The following is a 15,703-nucleotide window of genomic DNA, read 5'->3' on the forward strand; positions in this document are numbered from 1 at the left end:
TGACAGCCCTTACCGGATGGGTTTTGAACCCATTAGACTCCTTCAGCGAATTTCAAATGTGGCTCTTTCGCCACCTATTCCAACGCTCCAGACTTCGCCTGGCGCTACGATGTTCAATGTTCATTTTTTATTAAACCTTATTGTCTTCCAACTTCTATGGCTTTGCCATGGGATATGACCCCAGGTGCTTCAAATGGAGACAGAGTTTTTTCATCCTGGTTATGGTTTGATGAACCACAGGATCTCGGATATGTCCCTGGAAATCTACAAAAAAGAAATAGCGCCAGTTTTCATGTTTTGCCGGACGCGATTCCAGTTTTACCATGTTGATTCCGGCCTCATCCAGAGGCTGCAGCGCTTTGTACAAAGCGCCCGGAACATGTGCGGTGGCAAACATGATTGATGTCTTATCATTTTCCGTTGGATCGGTTTTGTCTTTTCCGATGACCAGAAACCGGGTGATGTTCCGGTCATTATTTTCAATCCTGGTTGCAGCCACTTCAAGGTTATACAGGTGTGCCGCTGCTCTGGCACCGATCGCAGCGGACCCGATTGTTTCGGTGGCTTTTTTTGCTGCCTGTGCCGTACTGTTGCATTCTTTATGATCCGCTGTGGGTAGATGGCTCCTGATCCAGTTGCGGCACTGGGCAAACGCATGGGAATGGGAATAAATCACCTTTATTTCATCAATTGTTTTTGTCCGGGATAATAAATCATGTGATATGGGTTGGAAAATCTCGGCACATATTTTTAAATCAGATTCAAAAAAAAGATCAAGGGTATGATTCACCGACCCTTCATTGGAGTTTTCCACCGGCACCACACCGTAGGCGCATAAGCCTTTTTCCACTTCGGAAAATACATCATAAATGGCCGGCTGTGACATATAACTCACATTTAGCCCAAAATGATTCATTGCCGCAATATGGGTAAATGTTGCCTCGGGTCCAAGATAGCTGATTTTTTGGGGCTGTTGGATCTCCCTGGATTCCGCAATGATTTGAGTAAATATATGCTCCAGAGTATCATTGCGCAGGTGACCCTGGTTGATTTCTTTAAGCCTTGTTATAATAGCCATCTCACGCGCTTTGTCCGTGACCGGCTCATTATTTTTTCTCTTGATGGCGCCTATTTCTTTTCCCAACAAGAGTCTTTGGTTAATTAAATCCAGAATCTTTTCATCAATTTCATCTATGGATTTTCTCAATTCATTGATATGAGAATCTGCATGCCGCATGAGTTTGGTTACCTTTCCGTTATGGTTTCATCGATCTGATGGCCAAAATGTCTCCCGCCTTTCTCAACTGCTACCAGCACCTTATCACCGGGACTTAATTTAACCACCGATATCGGATCTCCTTCAGGTGAGGTCAGCCGGATGGTTTCCGCATTTTGCAGAATGGTGGTGACCTCTTTTTTATTTACCGTCGCTCTGACAAGCATTAACGGTCGTTTTTCAATTTTAAGCCGTCCGACCACACCCGTCACCGCATTGCCCTTGAAATCAACGATCAACACCCTATCACCGGCCGATAGTTCTGAGAGGTATCTTGTTTTTCCGCCCGGAACCTTTGTATATGCATGAACCGGACCTGCATTTATGCGAAATGGCCTGGGAGATACATAGGGATTTAAAACCGTTTCTGCGTGAACCAGAAACATGGCGCTGCTGCTGTTTCCCACCATCATTCCTTGCCCTTTGACCATCGATGTGCAGGTATCCACACACACTCTATCGCCCATGCCAATCGGCGTTACTTCTTTAATTTCAGCTGTTTCAAGCGAAATACGTTCCTCCTTTGATCCTATCAAAGAAAGGACTTTTTTTAATTCCATGGTATCGGTGGTGTGAAAAAGAATATGCCGCACTCCTTTTTCCAGAATACCAAATACGGTTTCGGCTTCTTTTAAGTTATTAACCTGCACAATCACATCTGCGCCTTTGGCAATTAAGTTTTCCAACGGGATCACCGTCCAGTTTTCACATTGAAGAATGACTTTTTTGCTTTGTCCCAGTTTGACAATCTCATTCTCATCTTCACCGCTTTTTATGGGATAAAAAATGACATCTTTACCCAAGCTTAAATCACCGTCTTCAGAAACTGTCTGTATCCTTCCGAGTTTTTTAACTTTTTCTGAATATCCTTTTGGAACCATGATGCCGTCTGCGCCGCCTTCAAGCGCAGCAGTAACTATATTTTTATCCCACGGATCGACTTTAATCCAAATTTTGCGCATTTTTCTTTTCCTCTGTGTGGGGTGTTCTCTCTTTTAAAACAAAATATCTATACCTTCGATCCACCCGCCACCAGCAACATACAACGGACGAGGTTAATCGAGAGCTAACCAACTAAATATATTATTAGCTTGTTATGTTATCATGCTATGCTTATTGGGGTGCATCACCGCCTGATCGTCTTCCAGTATTTTCAACCCGTCTTCCACATTACCCCCTTCAGTGACAATACATGAAATAGCCCGAACCATGACCCTGGGATCTTTATATTGAAAAACATTGCGGCCTATGGATACTCCGGCACCACCTGCGATGACGCTTCCTTTCACCATCTCAAGTATTTCCTTTGCCGAATTCATTTTAGGACCGCCTGCAATCACCACAGGGACACTGCATCCGGCTACCACCTCATGAAATGTTTCCGTGGACCCGGTGTAGGAAACCTTTACAATATCCGCTCCCATCTCGCTGCCCAGCCGGGCGGCATGTTTTATTGCCTGAACGTCATATTCGTCCTTTATCTTCTCTCCCCTTGGATATATCATGGCAAGAAGCGGCATCCCCCAAGTTCGCGCATCGTAACTGATCTTGCCAAAGTCATTGAGCATTTCCTTTTCATCTCCGTTTCCCAGGTTTACATGTATGGATACCGCATCGGCACCAAGTTTAACCGCTTCTTCAACCGAACAAACCAGAGTTTTGGCATTGGGGTAAACCGAAAGACAGGTGGATGCGGACAGGTGTATGATAAGCCCGATATCCCTGCCCTCCTCGCGATGTCCCTCTTCAACCAATCCCTTGTGCATCACGATGGCGTTTGCGCCACCCTGAGAGACGTTTTGAATTGCCTGTTTCATGTCCTTCAACCCATCGATGGGGCCCACCGATATTCCGTGATCCATGGGAACGATGACCGTTTTTCCCGAATTCCGGTTCATAATTCGTTCCATACGAATCCTTTTGCCTAAAATGGTCATGATTCATTTCCTCCTTTTCAATAAAAAAGGCCGTGAAGTTATTTCTCCACGGCCTTTAAAAATAAAAAAGCCGAGGACTCTTTTCTGCCCACGGCTTATAGCGCTTAGTTATATTTATTACTGACTTTGGCGCACCCCAGGCAGAACGGTAATAAAATAATAATACCGGAAAAACCAAAAATATCTGCCTGAAAGATTGATTGCCATTTAAAATTGTCTCTGTAAATTATAGTTTCCGTATAATTATATTGGCAGATTTTGGTTGTCAACATATTTTTTTAGGATGGCTTCATAAATTCCGCCTGTCGGGGCTGTATGCGCTGAATCATCCATCACCGGGACCTACTTTGAATAAAGGCTCAAACCACAGGGTTTACCCGCTTTTTTCTCCCGCTGCTTCTTAGCGGAGAAATTTAATTTGTCCCAGCGATAATTTTCCCTTCTGGCTTATATTTTTTTTAAAACATCCTTTTATTGGGTGAATGATAATTTCGGGTCCTCCTGGCGGGTATTTTCCTATATGGTTTTCTGCCCGATCTGTCCTGATTTAATTGGTAGTATTTGATCACCATTGATTCAATATCTTCTTTAATGGACTGATATCTTCTGTTCTCAAAAAGATAAATCAAAATGCTCTTGGTAATGACAAAAAGGATAATAAAAAATGCAACGGGAAATATGATACAATCAAACAGGTATCCGGCAATCAGCTGAATGGTCCAGATCGCAATGTTCCTTGTCTTTTCCTTAAAAAATTTGGCAAGTTCTTTGATACGGTGTTTTGCTTTTTCATATTTTGCCTTTAAATTCAAATCGAAAATCCAGGAATCATCTCCTTCCTGTTCTTCGGGAAAGAGTTTGTTGGTGATTGAATCCAAAGAAAAATCCTGTTGTATACTTTCAAAACTCTTTTGGGATTCCTCAATAAGCGGCTTGGTGATTTTTTCCGATAAGAAAGCCGCACCGGTAATAGAAAATGGTAGCAATATATACAGGGCAATAGAAAACACCATTAGAAAATAAGTGGTTTCTTTCAGTGTCCGGGAAATTTTAACATAGTTGGGGAAAAACCAGCTTACGATCACAGACACTAATAAGATCATAAACATCAAAAACAGGCACCAGTGGTCCATTAACCGGACTGATTTTAACATTAAACGGGTCAAAAGTATCACTGTACCGCCTGCAAGGGAAGTCTTCCAGGCAATATCCACATAATCATAGACGGATTGAACAATATCACCCAGTTCCAGGTTAAACCCGATACCCACTTCTGAGCCTTCAATCACTGCCAACCCGCCTTTTATTCCGGATAAAATTAAAAAACCATTCACTGCTTTGTTGAATGAATTTTTCAAATATTGATCATTGGAACGGGAAATGTTTTCCATTCCAAGAATGTCGGGGACTTTATCTACATATCCGGTCGCTGACATCACCACAGCTGCTAAAATGAGGATAATAATCAAAATTTTTTTTACATGTGCTGAACTCATTGAATGCCTCTTTAAGATAGCTCCTAGTTAAAAATAATGATGGATTCCATTCTGCTATCCGCTATGAGCTATATGCGCTATTCACCGATGCTTTGTAGATCACCGCTTTTCCTGTTATATGATACATGCTGACAGATGCCGGGACAATAATGGATTTTCCTTTTTTTAAATAAATAGTTTCATTATTTCCAGAATCTGTGATGGTGGCCTGACCATCCGTGCACAGTAATATTTCCGCACTCTTTACAGCCTGGCTGGTAAAGTTTTTTGTGGAATCCACCGAAATGACAGACAGCATAAATTCTTTTGCCATGCTGGCATAGGTACATTCAGCAGTATTGTTTTTTTCACATTGCAAAATTTCAATGTCCCTTTCGGCAAAATTTACCACTTTCAGCAGTTCGGGTATATCCACATGCTTGGAAGTCAGCCCTCCTCGCAGCACGTTATCCGAGTTGGCCATCAGTTCAATTCCCAGTCCATCAAGATAGGCGTGAAGTTCTCCCGAAAACAGAAACATGGCTTCCCCCGGTTTAAGACAAACCAGATTTAACATGGCGGGAGAAAGTATGCCGATATCTTGGGGATACTCTTTGGCAAGTTTAACCATCCACTCAAACGCAGGATCTGATTTTGCAATTTTTTTTGCATTATATAGTGTCTCGTTTAAAACCCGGTTTTTTCGCTTCTCATCCAGCGTCATGAAAGACTTAAAAAATTGCTTTAACCCATCAGCATCCTGTTTCTTTTCAAGCTCATTCAGTTCTTTTCCCAGACTGTTTGAGCAGACTTTTTTCATAAATGATAACATATCGCATGTTTTTCGAAAACCGTTCAACGCCAAGAAATCTGTCAACGCACAGATGCATTCCGGTTTATGGTTGTCATCCTTATAATTCCTCTTTGGCGAATCCTTTGATATGTTTAACTCGTTTTCTCTCTTAAATCCTTCCCTTGCTTGCAGGTGGCTTGGATGTGCCTGTATTGAAAGCGGCTTTGCTGCAGCCAGAACCTTAAACAAAAAGGGAAGCTGGTGGTTATATTCTTTGGCAATGTTTTTTCCCAGTATATCCTCAGGGTACTGTGAAATCAGTTCCAGTAAAGAAATGGATTTTCCCTGGTATGTCACCATTGAAGATGCCTTAGGATGTGCGCCCATCCATATCTCCGCCTGTGGAACATCTGATGAAGCTTTTTTGCTTAAGAGGCTGGCAATAGCGGTATATGACCCCCATTCATACTCTTGAATGGTGTTTTCCAGCAAACATATGGTTTTCATTTTTTACTCACATTTCCGTTGTATTGGGAAATCTGCAGCGGACCATTAAATTGATTATAGTATGTTTACTATTTTAAAATCAACTGATATAAACAAAAGCGTCACTTGTTTACGATATGGGATCTGGTTTACATTTCTGTCAGACGGTGGATCGTTGATATCCACTGACAACAAGCAACGGACAAAAGCCGGTTGCAACAGACTTAATCATTTGAAAAATATATTTTTTAAAGCATTTGGGTAACACAGTGCATGTCTCTTTTAGTCAATGAAATATTTTACAGTATCCAGGGGGAATCTTTATTTAGCGGCAGGCCCTGTGCATTTATTCGCCTGACCGGATGCAACTTGCGATGTTCTTATTGTGATACCGTCTATGCATATGAAAATGGCTTTGAAATAGAAATACAAGCGATCATAGAACAGATTGATTCATTTGGATGTCCACTGGTAGAAGTTACCGGAGGAGAGCCCTTGATTCAACCCGAAACACCGTTTTTAATTCGTGCCCTGCTTGAAAACGGGTATGAAGTTTTGATTGAAACAAATGGAAGCCTTGATATTTCCATGCTTGACAATCGCTGTATCAAAATAGTCGACATTAAATGCCCATCAAGCAGGGAAAGCAAGCAAAACGATCTTGAAAACCTGAAAAGAATAGACCACAAAGACCAGGTGAAATTTGTTATTGGAACGCGAAAAGACTACGATTATGCAAAGAAAATAAGAAAGCTTATACCTGGGTGGTTTGCCGCTGATCATGTTTTGTTTTCTCCTGTTTCCGGAGAAATGGTTCCTTCTCAACTGGCGAATTGGATACTTGAAGACAAACTGAATGTCAGGTTTCATCTCCAGATGCATCACATCATCTGGCCGGATGGAGAGAAAAAGCAGGGAGGCTTGGAAGCCAAAAGGAAACACAATCATGATTGATGATAAAAAGGCGGTTGTCCTTTCCAGTGGAGGCCTTGATTCAACGACTGTGATGGCCATAGCAAAAAATGAAGGTTATCGCCTTTTCAGCCTCAGTTTTTTATACGGCCAGCGTCATAAAATTGAACTTGAGGCGGCCAGAAGAGTGGCTGACGTTATCGGTATTGAGAAACATCTGGTTATAAATCTGGATCTTAATCAAATCGGAGGATCCGCCCTGACAGACAGTATAGACGTTCCTAAAAACAGAGTTGCCAAGGCTGATTTTGATGATATACCTGTGACTTATGTTCCGGCAAGAAACACTATTTTCCTGTCGTACGCCCTTGCATGGGCAGAAGTGATCGGATCATCGAATATTTTTATAGGGGTGAATGCTGTAGATTACAGCGGTTATCCGGATTGCAGACCTGAATATATCGATGCATTCGAAAAGATGGCAAATCTTGCCACCAAAGCCGGTGTTGAAGGTTTTACCAGAATAAAGATACACACACCGCTGCTTAATATGTCAAAGGCCCAGATAATCAAAAAAGGTATTGAACTCGGTGTCGACTATTCTTCCACACATAGCTGCTACGATCCCAATCCCCAAGGCCTCGCCTGCGGCCGATGTGACAGCTGCATTTTGAGAAAAAAAGGTTTTACAGAGGCAGGGGTAAAAGATCCGACAAAATATTTTTAGCCCCATCCGTTTAAAATGATTGAACCGGTATCATTTATCTGGATAATTTATCTTGATATGTGGATGAAATTATTATAGTATTCTTTCACAGCTGTAAGGATATAAAAAAATACAGGAAGGTATAAATATGGGCATTTTAAAAAAACATCCGGCTTTGTTTACCGGGCTGGGTATTACCATCCTTTTTTTGGGATTATTTTTTTTCCGTGTGGATTTTCTCGACACTCTTGAGTTGAAATCATACGATTTAATGATGAAATTTCGCGGCGATCCCGGAGTCTCCAACGAAGTGGTTATTGTAGATATTGACGATGACTCCGTAGAAAAACTCGGTCGCTGGCCCTGGCCTCGCTCTCTTTTAGCCAACATCATTCATAAGATAAATTCCGGAGAACCCAGGGTAATCGGGCTTAACATTATTCTAAGCGAACCGGAAGAAAGCAACGGCTTAAAAGAACTGACAAAGCTAAAAGAACTTTTTTCCACCAACATTCTGGATAAAACAGGAGATACAGGATCTGAATTTCTCCAGGCCATCAGTGATGCCCAAACCAGGCTCGATAATGATAAAAAACTTTCACAGGCAATTATGGAATCAGGCAAGGTGGTGCTTCCTGTGTTTTTGGGGGAGTCCCATGTTTTTTCAGAAGAAATGGTGGAAACCGATCCGCTTCTTATTAATCAGTCGATCCAGAACGTCAGAAGCCCTGCCGGTGTTTATTACCCAAGGTCCGATGACATTTCCCTCCCCATTGCTCAATTCTTAGAACATTCAAAGGGAATCGGTCATATCAACCTGCTTTATGATATGGATGGAACGGCCAGAAGAGAACGCCCGGTTTTTGAATTTCACGGGCTTTTTATCCCGTCATATACTTTGAAACTCGCGGCACTTTATCTAAATATCCCGGATAATAAAATCCGGGCGAATCTTGGCACAGCGATCTTTCTTGGATCTCTTAATATTCCTACCACCAAAAATACGGAAATTCTGGTGAGTTTTAAAGGAACCACCGGCGCTTTTAAGAAATACTCTTTTTTCGATGTCATTAATGATAAAGTTCCCACAGATGTTTTCAAAAACAAACTTGTTCTGGTAAGCCCATCTGCAGCAGGAATTATGAATCCGCTGAGTACGCCTACTGATTCTACCATGCCTGTCGGAGAGTTTTCTGCCAATACGGTCTGGTCGATATTAAATCACAATCTAATTGCTCAACCGAATTGGGGTTATCCGGCTCAACTTATCATGATTTTCTTACTGGGTATAGTGATCACCTTTATCATGCCAAGATTAAAAGCAATGCTGGCCGGCATGACATTTATTATCCTCCTCATTCTTCTTGTCGGTGGATCAAGTTATCTGTTTATTGCAAAAGACATGTGGGTCAGTACCACTTATCCTGTTATGCAGCTGCTGTTGGGATATATCGGGGCAATCAGCCTGAGCTTTTTTACTGTGGAAACTAAAAAAGAACAGGTAGAGGGTGAGTCGGCTGAAAGCAATCGTATGCTCGGACTGTCTTTCCAAAGCCAGGGAATGTTGGACATGGCTTTTGATAAATTTCGCAAGGTGCCGGTGGACAATGAAGTAAAGGATATTCTTTATAATCTCGCTCTGGACTATGAACGAAAAAGACAGCTCAATAAGGCGGCCATGGTCTACGAATATATTGAAAATCATGATAAGAAATTTAAAGATGTGGCCCAAAAGAAGACAAGACTGATGCAGGCCAGCGAAACCATGGTTTTTGGTGACGGGTTTGCCGGAGGAGGCTCATCTTCCGATGACCTTTTGACCACCGCATCCGATACACGACCGACTCTGGGCAGGTATGAAATTATAAAGCAGCTGGGCAAAGGTGCAATGGGAATCGTTTACCTTGGCCAGGATCCCAGAATTAATCGAACGACAGCAATTAAAACGTTTAAGTTTGGCGATGAATTTGATCCTGAAGACATACAGGATTTAAAGGCAAAATTCTTCAGAGAAGCAGAAAGTGCGGGTACTCTTTCCCACCCCAACATTGTTACCATATATGATGCAGGAGACGAACATGACCTGGCATACATTGCCATGGAATTTTTGGAGGGAGAAGACCTCGAAAAACATGTAAAAAAGACCAATTTGCTTCCCATGGTCAGGGTTATCGATTATGTTGCGGATATTGCCAATGCCCTTGATTATGCTCACCAGAAAGGAATTGTTCATCGTGATATCAAACCGGCGAATATCATGCTGTTGGATTCAGGCATAGTTAAGATCACTGATTTCGGTATTGCCAGAATCACCGCTATTTCTCAGACACAAACCGGAATAGTAAAAGGGACTCCATATTATATGTCACCGGAACAGTTTTCCGGTCAAAAAGTGGATGGCAGATCCGACATTTTCTCCCTGGGTACCATGTTTTTCCAGCTTTTAACCGGTGAACTTCCTTTCGTCGGTGAAAACCCTGCGGCCCTGATGAATAACATCATGAATGCCCTTCATCCGAACCCGAAATCAATCAATCCTAAAATTTTAACTCCGATTGTAACAATTATTAATAAGGCCCTTGAGAAAGACCGGGGAAATCGCTATCAACGCGCATCACAAATGTCTGCCCATTTAAAAGAGGTCAGAAAAAAGATTGATGCCGCTATGGCTAAAAATAAACACAAATAACCACCGGTGAAGATCGATGGGTGGAATGCTTGACCTGTTATACTTTTTGTTATATAAAATAATTACATATGACGGCTTGGCAAAAAGTCTAAAAACCACTTTTCACCAATAATATTAAGTTTTATTATTTAACTATTTGTTTAAATTTATAATATCATTAGCCAGTTCAGGCATTAGGCGGAAGTAAAAACGTAACACTCAAAACCGGATGAATTTGGCTTTTTACCAGTTCACCAATAATAACCCCAGTTTTAATATGATAATTAGCGAATCGGCAGGTATAACCGACATTGGTAAAAAAAGAAAAATCAATGAAGATTCGATGTTTCTTGATGATAAACTGGGGCTTTATCTTATTGCTGACGGCATGGGTGGACATCGCGCCGGTGAAGTGGCCAGCAATATGGTGGTCGAAACGATAAGTAGCTATATAAAAAAGCTAGGCGAAGATGATGATACACAGGAATTCAGCACCCCTGACCAAACACTTTCAAGCGAAGCGAATCATCTTATCTCCGCTATCAGACTGTCAAATCGAATTGTCTATCAAGTTTCCAATGGAAATGAAGGGTATCGCGGGATGGGATCTACTTTATCTGCGGTTTATTTCAATAAAGATACCTTTATTGCAGCAAATGTGGGTGACAGTCCAATATATTTAATACATAATGGGGATATTGAACTTATTTCAGTGCCTCATACCGTAATCGCAGAAGTTGGTACACAAAACCTGGAGGGTCCCAGACCACTTGGCCCTGAATTTTATAATATGCTCACACGAGCCGTTGGAACAGATGAAACGGTCAAACCGGATATCTGTGAAATCCCTTACTTCAAGGACGACATTATTGTTATATGTTCAGATGGCTTAAGCGGAAATGTCACTCCCAATGAAATGCTTGATGCCGCATTGAATAAAAGTTCGCAAACGGCCGGGCGTTATCTCCTTGACCTGGCAAACGAACGAGGAGGGGATGATAATATATCGGTGATTATAATCAAAATAAAAAGAGCTTATTCAAGCGCAAAGGGAATCAGGCGGATTATTTGGCGTATTCTGGAAGGATATAATAATTTTTTATCAAAAAAGAGGGTTTAACGATGCCAGTTTTAACATTAAAATTTAAAGACAAGGTTATCCAAAATTTTCCACTCCAAAAAGAAAGATCATTCACCATCGGCAGGCGAAGCGACAACGATATTGTCATTGAAAACCTTGCGGTATCCGGTAATCATGCAAAAATTGACTCGGCAGGTGATGGTTTTGTGTTAACAGACCTGCATAGCAAAAATGGCTGCTTTGTAAATGAAAGGCTGGTAACATCTCATTGGCTTAAACATGGAGATATCATTAACATCGGCAAGCATTCCCTCGTCTTTGAATACCTGCAGAATGAAACTCGTCCCGCAGGGCCTTCCGGTGATATGGACAAGACCATGGTAATGGACACCAGTAAATACAGAGACATGATGTCAAAGAGTGACTCCAAGACCGCTTCACCCAGAATGAAAAAAAATGAGCCCGGCGGTTTTTTATCCTATTTATCCGGTGGTGAGGGTGAAGTTGAAATCACCAAAAAACTTTTAAAAATCGGTAAAGACCCCTCCTGCGATATTGTAACCAGCGGGCTTGGTATTGGCCGGACTGCGGCAACCATAAGTAAAAGACCCAATGGCTTATACTTAAGCTTTGTGGGTGGTATGTCAAAAATAAAGGTGAATAACAAAATTGTAAAAGAATCTGTGGCGCTTAAAGAATTCGATATCATCGAACTGGGCTCTATTAAGATGCAATTTTTTACCAAAGAATAAGGACGTGATGAATTCGTAAAAACTTGAATTTACCACAGAGAACGCGGAAATCACAGTGGTAACTAATTAATGGGTCGGGGAGTTTCTCCCCATAGGACATTTTGGTAGACCGTTAGCGCTTTATTGATAGTCAGCGATCCGTATGAGGGAAAGCCCTATCGCCCAAGCGATCTTTAACAAAAGAGTACAACACTCCGTACACGCCCCCTATCCTTTGCGTTAAGTCCATACAGGCAGAGACGATCATTGCCGCCGTGGGAATCTGTCTGCTGGGGCTGGCTCAAATCTAATCTCAGCGAGATAGCTGCCGTAGGTCAGTCCTCTGCTAAGATTGTTAAGGATCGCTTGGGCGATAGGGCTTTCCCTCATACGGACATAACGGAGATTGAAAAACTCCCCGACCTAAATAGCGCTTTAATAAGCTTCAATGAAGATAGCCTTTATCCACTATCATCTCAAAACAGGTGGCGTCACCACTGTTTTAAGCCAACAGATAAAGGCTATCCAAAATTCATGTGACACTTTTGTACTCACCGGTTCTGACCAAAAACCTTCTTTCCCTGTGGATAGTGTATTTATCCCGGGACTTGGATATGACAGCCTCGCCACAAAAAAACCTCCCCCTCATCAAGTTGCCGAATCGATTATCAATGCAATTTCAGAAAAATTCGGTAGCCCATGCGATGCCCTGCATGTACATAACCCCATTCTGGCTAAAAACGCTGATTTTTTAAAGATATTAAGCGAACTTCAAAAAAGAAAGATAAAACTTTTTCTGCAGGTCCACGATTTTGCCGAAGATGGCCGTCCCAATCTCTACTTTTTAGATCAATATTTACCTGATTGTCATTACGGTGTGATTAATTCCCGTGATTACGATATATTACTAAAGGCCGGACTCAAGAAAGAGGGGCTGCATAAAATTTTCAATATGATTGAACCTTTTTGTTTAACAAATAGGGCTAAATATATTGATAATATTGTACTTTATCCCATCCGTGCGATCAGGAGAAAAAATATTGGAGAAGCCATTCTGGTATCACTTTATTTCAAAAGCCGGGAAAAACTCTCCATCACCCTGCCGCCGAACAGCCCGGCCGATTTTGGCAGCTATAAAGGGTGGAAAAATTTTGTAGCACATAACAACATCAATGTTGAATTTGAATCCGGACTAAAAAACGAATTTTCACAGCTTGTGTTATCGTCCAGGTTTATGATTACCACCAGTATCAGTGAGGGTTTTGGATTTTCATTTGTTGAACCCTGGAGCGCCCAAAAGCTGATCTGGGGAAGAAAGCTCCCGGAAATATGCCGCGATTTTGAAAAAAACGGTATCAACCTTGACCATCTCTATTCCAAGCTGGTTGTTCCGTTGGAATGGATCGAAAAAAACAAATTTTATCAAAAATGGAGCGGCTGTATTTTAGAAATCTGTAAACGGCTTCACTATGATATAGATAAACCAAGCATTGAAAAAATATTTTCTCAGATGGTAGCAAAGGAAACCATTGATTTTGCCCTTCTGGATGAACCGTTTCAAAAAGCAATCATTTCTCAGGTGATGTCGAGTCGGAAGGAAAAAAATGTATTAATCAGACTTAACCCTTATCTTGCATCCGTGGGTATGGTCACGGATAAACAAAGGTTGATACAACACAATATGAAGGCAGTGCTTTCAAATTACAGTAAACAGATATATAAACAAAAACTCCTTCAAATATATAAAAAAGTGATGTGTGTCTCTGTATCACAACGTATTGATAAAAAAATACTGCTGTCCTGTTTTATTGATCCCCGTCATTTCAGCCTGCTAAAATGGTGTGAATACAGTGAATAAAGACCTGTTTGAAAAATATTTAATCCCCCTCTCCCCTCTTCCGACACCGTTACAGCAAAGCGGAAAGCTCGATAAAAAAATTAAATGCATCCTTTTTGATATTTACGGCACCCTGTTTATCAGTGGCTCAGGGGATATTGGAACTGCTAAAAAAATTTTGCAGGAAACAGACAAAATTGAGTATCTGCTGGAAAAATTCAAAATCAAAATAAATAGCAAAACACTTTTAAAAAATTTCTTCCAAACCGTTAAAAACCAACATGAAAAATCAAGGAAAACAGGCATAGACTACCCTGAAATCGAAATAGATAAGATATGGATGCGTGTGATTGGGGAAGATAACTCTCAGACTGCCAGGGAATTTGCCCTTGAGTTTGAGTTGATTGTCAATCCTGTCTATCCCATGCCCTATCTAAAACAGGTGCTGCGCGAATTAAAAAATAGGCATATCATCGTGGGGATTATTTCAAACGCCCAGTTCTTTACTCCGTATCTGTTTGACTGGTTTCTAAAATCAGATCTTGATAACCTTGGATTTGAGCCGAACCTGACTCTCTTTTCTTACAAGTTCGGATATGCAAAACCCTCTTCTTTTCTCTTTGAAGTTGCCTCTTCAAGGCTTAAACAGGTTAATATTCCAGCAGGTTCGGTTCTTTATGTGGGAAATGACATGTTAAATGATATCTATCCTGCTCAAAAGACGGGTTTTATGACCGGACTTTTTGCCGGTGATGCCAGATCCTTAAGATTACGATCCGATGAACCGCTTTGTGAAAATCTATCCGCCGATATTATAATCACCGATTTGATTCAGCTTCTTGGTTACGTAAATTAGTGGTCAAGCATTTACCGGGGGATAAGGTAAATATCCACTTCAAGCTGACGCCCTTTGACCTGCACCGGATGGGAATGTTTTAGCAAACTGTCCTTTATTTGCTTCCCGGACAAACGCTTCACAGCATCCGCTGATACAATAATATGGGCATCCAGGTCCCGGGTCAGCGACTGAAGTCGGGAGGCCAGGTTCACCGTATCCCCGACCAGAAGATAGGAAAGCCGGTTCGGACTTCCGATATTGGCTGCCACCACCTGCCCGGAATGTATGCCGATGCCATGAGACAAGATGGGACGGCCCTGAGAGGCAAATTTTTGGTTCAGCGTTTCCAAACGATTTTTCATTCCAAGGGCAGCGGAAAAGCCCTTTTCCGCATGATCTTTGCAGGGGATGGGGGCACCGAAAACGGCGTATATTTCATCCCCCAAAAACTGAAGGATCAGGCCGGATTGTTCTTCAATGGCGGCACTCATTTCTTTGAAATAATCATTTAAGATGCGAACAATCATTTTAGGATCATGGGACTCGGTCATTGGCGTGAAATCCTTTAAGTCAGCGAACAGTACCGTGACCTCCTTGTATTCCCCATCCAGCGGGATACGACCGGAAATGATCTCATCCCTTACTTCAGGCGCCACATATTTTCCAAACGCATCCCGCAGCAGTTCTTTTTCCTTTAAACCCTGGATCATTTTATTGGCAGCATCTCCCAGGATCCCCACCTCGTCATTGGAAATCACATTTACCTGTGTATCCAGGTCACCTTTTTGTATTTCTTTCAGGGTCAGCAGCATCTCGTTCAGCGGATCTGAAATTGACCGGCTATGGAAATTTTTGCCGTGCCAGTGACCTGTGTAAGCTCGCCTTTGGGGAAGAAAACAGGGATCAGGGTTTTTCTGGCATGGGATTCCAGCCCGAAAAATATGATGGCAGAAGAAATAAATC

Annotated in this window: 13 protein-coding genes; 7 read left to right on the forward strand and 6 right to left on the reverse strand. The window is 41.8% G+C overall.

Features of this window, described 5'->3' with window-relative positions; all coding sequences use genetic code 11:
- Window positions 1–154: 154 nt before the first annotated feature.
- The 5 genes from pheA to manA form a co-directional block, all read right to left on the reverse strand.
- Complete coding sequence (gene pheA, locus SWH54_14420; protein MDY6792453.1) at window positions 155–1,237, reverse strand: prephenate dehydratase; 1,083 nt, start codon at window positions 1,235–1,237, stop codon at window positions 155–157.
- 8 nt (window positions 1,238–1,245) lie between these two features.
- On the reverse strand, window positions 1,246–2,238 hold the full coding sequence (locus SWH54_14425; protein MDY6792454.1) for a 3-dehydroquinate synthase II: 993 nt from the start codon (window positions 2,236–2,238) through the stop codon (window positions 1,246–1,248).
- Window positions 2,239–2,370: 132 nt separating this feature from the next.
- Window positions 2,371–3,213, reverse strand: coding sequence for a 2-amino-3,7-dideoxy-D-threo-hept-6-ulosonate synthase (locus tag SWH54_14430; GenBank protein MDY6792455.1), 843 nt, complete (start codon window positions 3,211–3,213; stop codon window positions 2,371–2,373).
- Window positions 3,214–3,671: 458 nt separating this feature from the next.
- The gene (locus tag SWH54_14435) at window positions 3,672–4,709 is read right to left on the reverse strand and encodes a hypothetical protein (protein MDY6792456.1); all 1,038 of its coding nucleotides are present in this window, start codon (window positions 4,707–4,709) and stop codon (window positions 3,672–3,674) included.
- A 61-nt stretch (window positions 4,710–4,770) separates the two neighbouring features.
- Window positions 4,771–5,988, reverse strand: coding sequence for a mannose-6-phosphate isomerase, class I (manA, locus tag SWH54_14440; protein MDY6792457.1), 1,218 nt, complete (start codon window positions 5,986–5,988; stop codon window positions 4,771–4,773).
- Between the two features lie 252 nt (window positions 5,989–6,240).
- Between manA and SWH54_14445 the strand changes: the two genes are divergently transcribed.
- The 7 genes from SWH54_14445 (at window position 6,241) to SWH54_14475 (ending at window position 14,758) form a co-directional block, all read left to right on the forward strand.
- On the forward strand, window positions 6,241–6,921 hold the full coding sequence (locus SWH54_14445) for a radical SAM protein (GenBank protein MDY6792458.1): 681 nt from the start codon (window positions 6,241–6,243) through the stop codon (window positions 6,919–6,921).
- Window positions 6,914–7,606, forward strand: coding sequence for a 7-cyano-7-deazaguanine synthase QueC (queC, locus tag SWH54_14450; protein MDY6792459.1), 693 nt, complete (start codon window positions 6,914–6,916; stop codon window positions 7,604–7,606). The genes SWH54_14445 and queC overlap by 8 nt, the downstream gene beginning before the upstream one ends.
- Window positions 7,607–7,733: 127 nt before the next feature.
- Entirely contained in the window at window positions 7,734–10,274 is a 2,541-nt protein-coding gene (locus tag SWH54_14455) for a serine/threonine-protein kinase (protein MDY6792460.1), read from the forward strand.
- Between the two features lie 256 nt (window positions 10,275–10,530).
- Window positions 10,531–11,373, forward strand: a complete 843-nt coding sequence (locus tag SWH54_14460) for a protein phosphatase 2C domain-containing protein (GenBank protein ID MDY6792461.1) — start codon at window positions 10,531–10,533, stop codon at window positions 11,371–11,373.
- Between the two features lie 2 nt (window positions 11,374–11,375).
- Window positions 11,376–12,086 (forward strand): FHA domain-containing protein, encoded by a 711-nt coding sequence (locus SWH54_14465; GenBank protein ID MDY6792462.1) that lies wholly within the window; start codon window positions 11,376–11,378, stop codon window positions 12,084–12,086.
- Window positions 12,087–12,513: 427 nt separating this feature from the next.
- Window positions 12,514–13,923 carry a hypothetical protein gene (locus SWH54_14470; GenBank protein MDY6792463.1) on the forward strand — a complete coding sequence of 470 codons (1,410 nt, stop codon included), beginning with the start codon at window positions 12,514–12,516 and terminating at the stop codon, window positions 13,921–13,923.
- On the forward strand, window positions 13,916–14,758 hold the full coding sequence (locus SWH54_14475) for an HAD family hydrolase (protein MDY6792464.1): 843 nt from the start codon (window positions 13,916–13,918) through the stop codon (window positions 14,756–14,758). Before SWH54_14470 ends, SWH54_14475 begins: the two co-directional genes overlap by 8 nt.
- A gap of 11 nt (window positions 14,759–14,769) precedes the next feature.
- Here the strand turns inward: SWH54_14475 and SWH54_14480 are convergent, their stop codons facing one another.
- Complete coding sequence (locus tag SWH54_14480) at window positions 14,770–15,702, reverse strand: adenylate/guanylate cyclase domain-containing protein (protein ID MDY6792465.1); 933 nt, start codon at window positions 15,700–15,702, stop codon at window positions 14,770–14,772.
- Window position 15,703 lies beyond the last annotated feature (1 nt).

The organism is Thermodesulfobacteriota bacterium (assembly GCA_034189135.1).
GTDB lineage: Bacteria > Desulfobacterota > Desulfobacteria > Desulfobacterales > JAUWMJ01 > JAUWMJ01.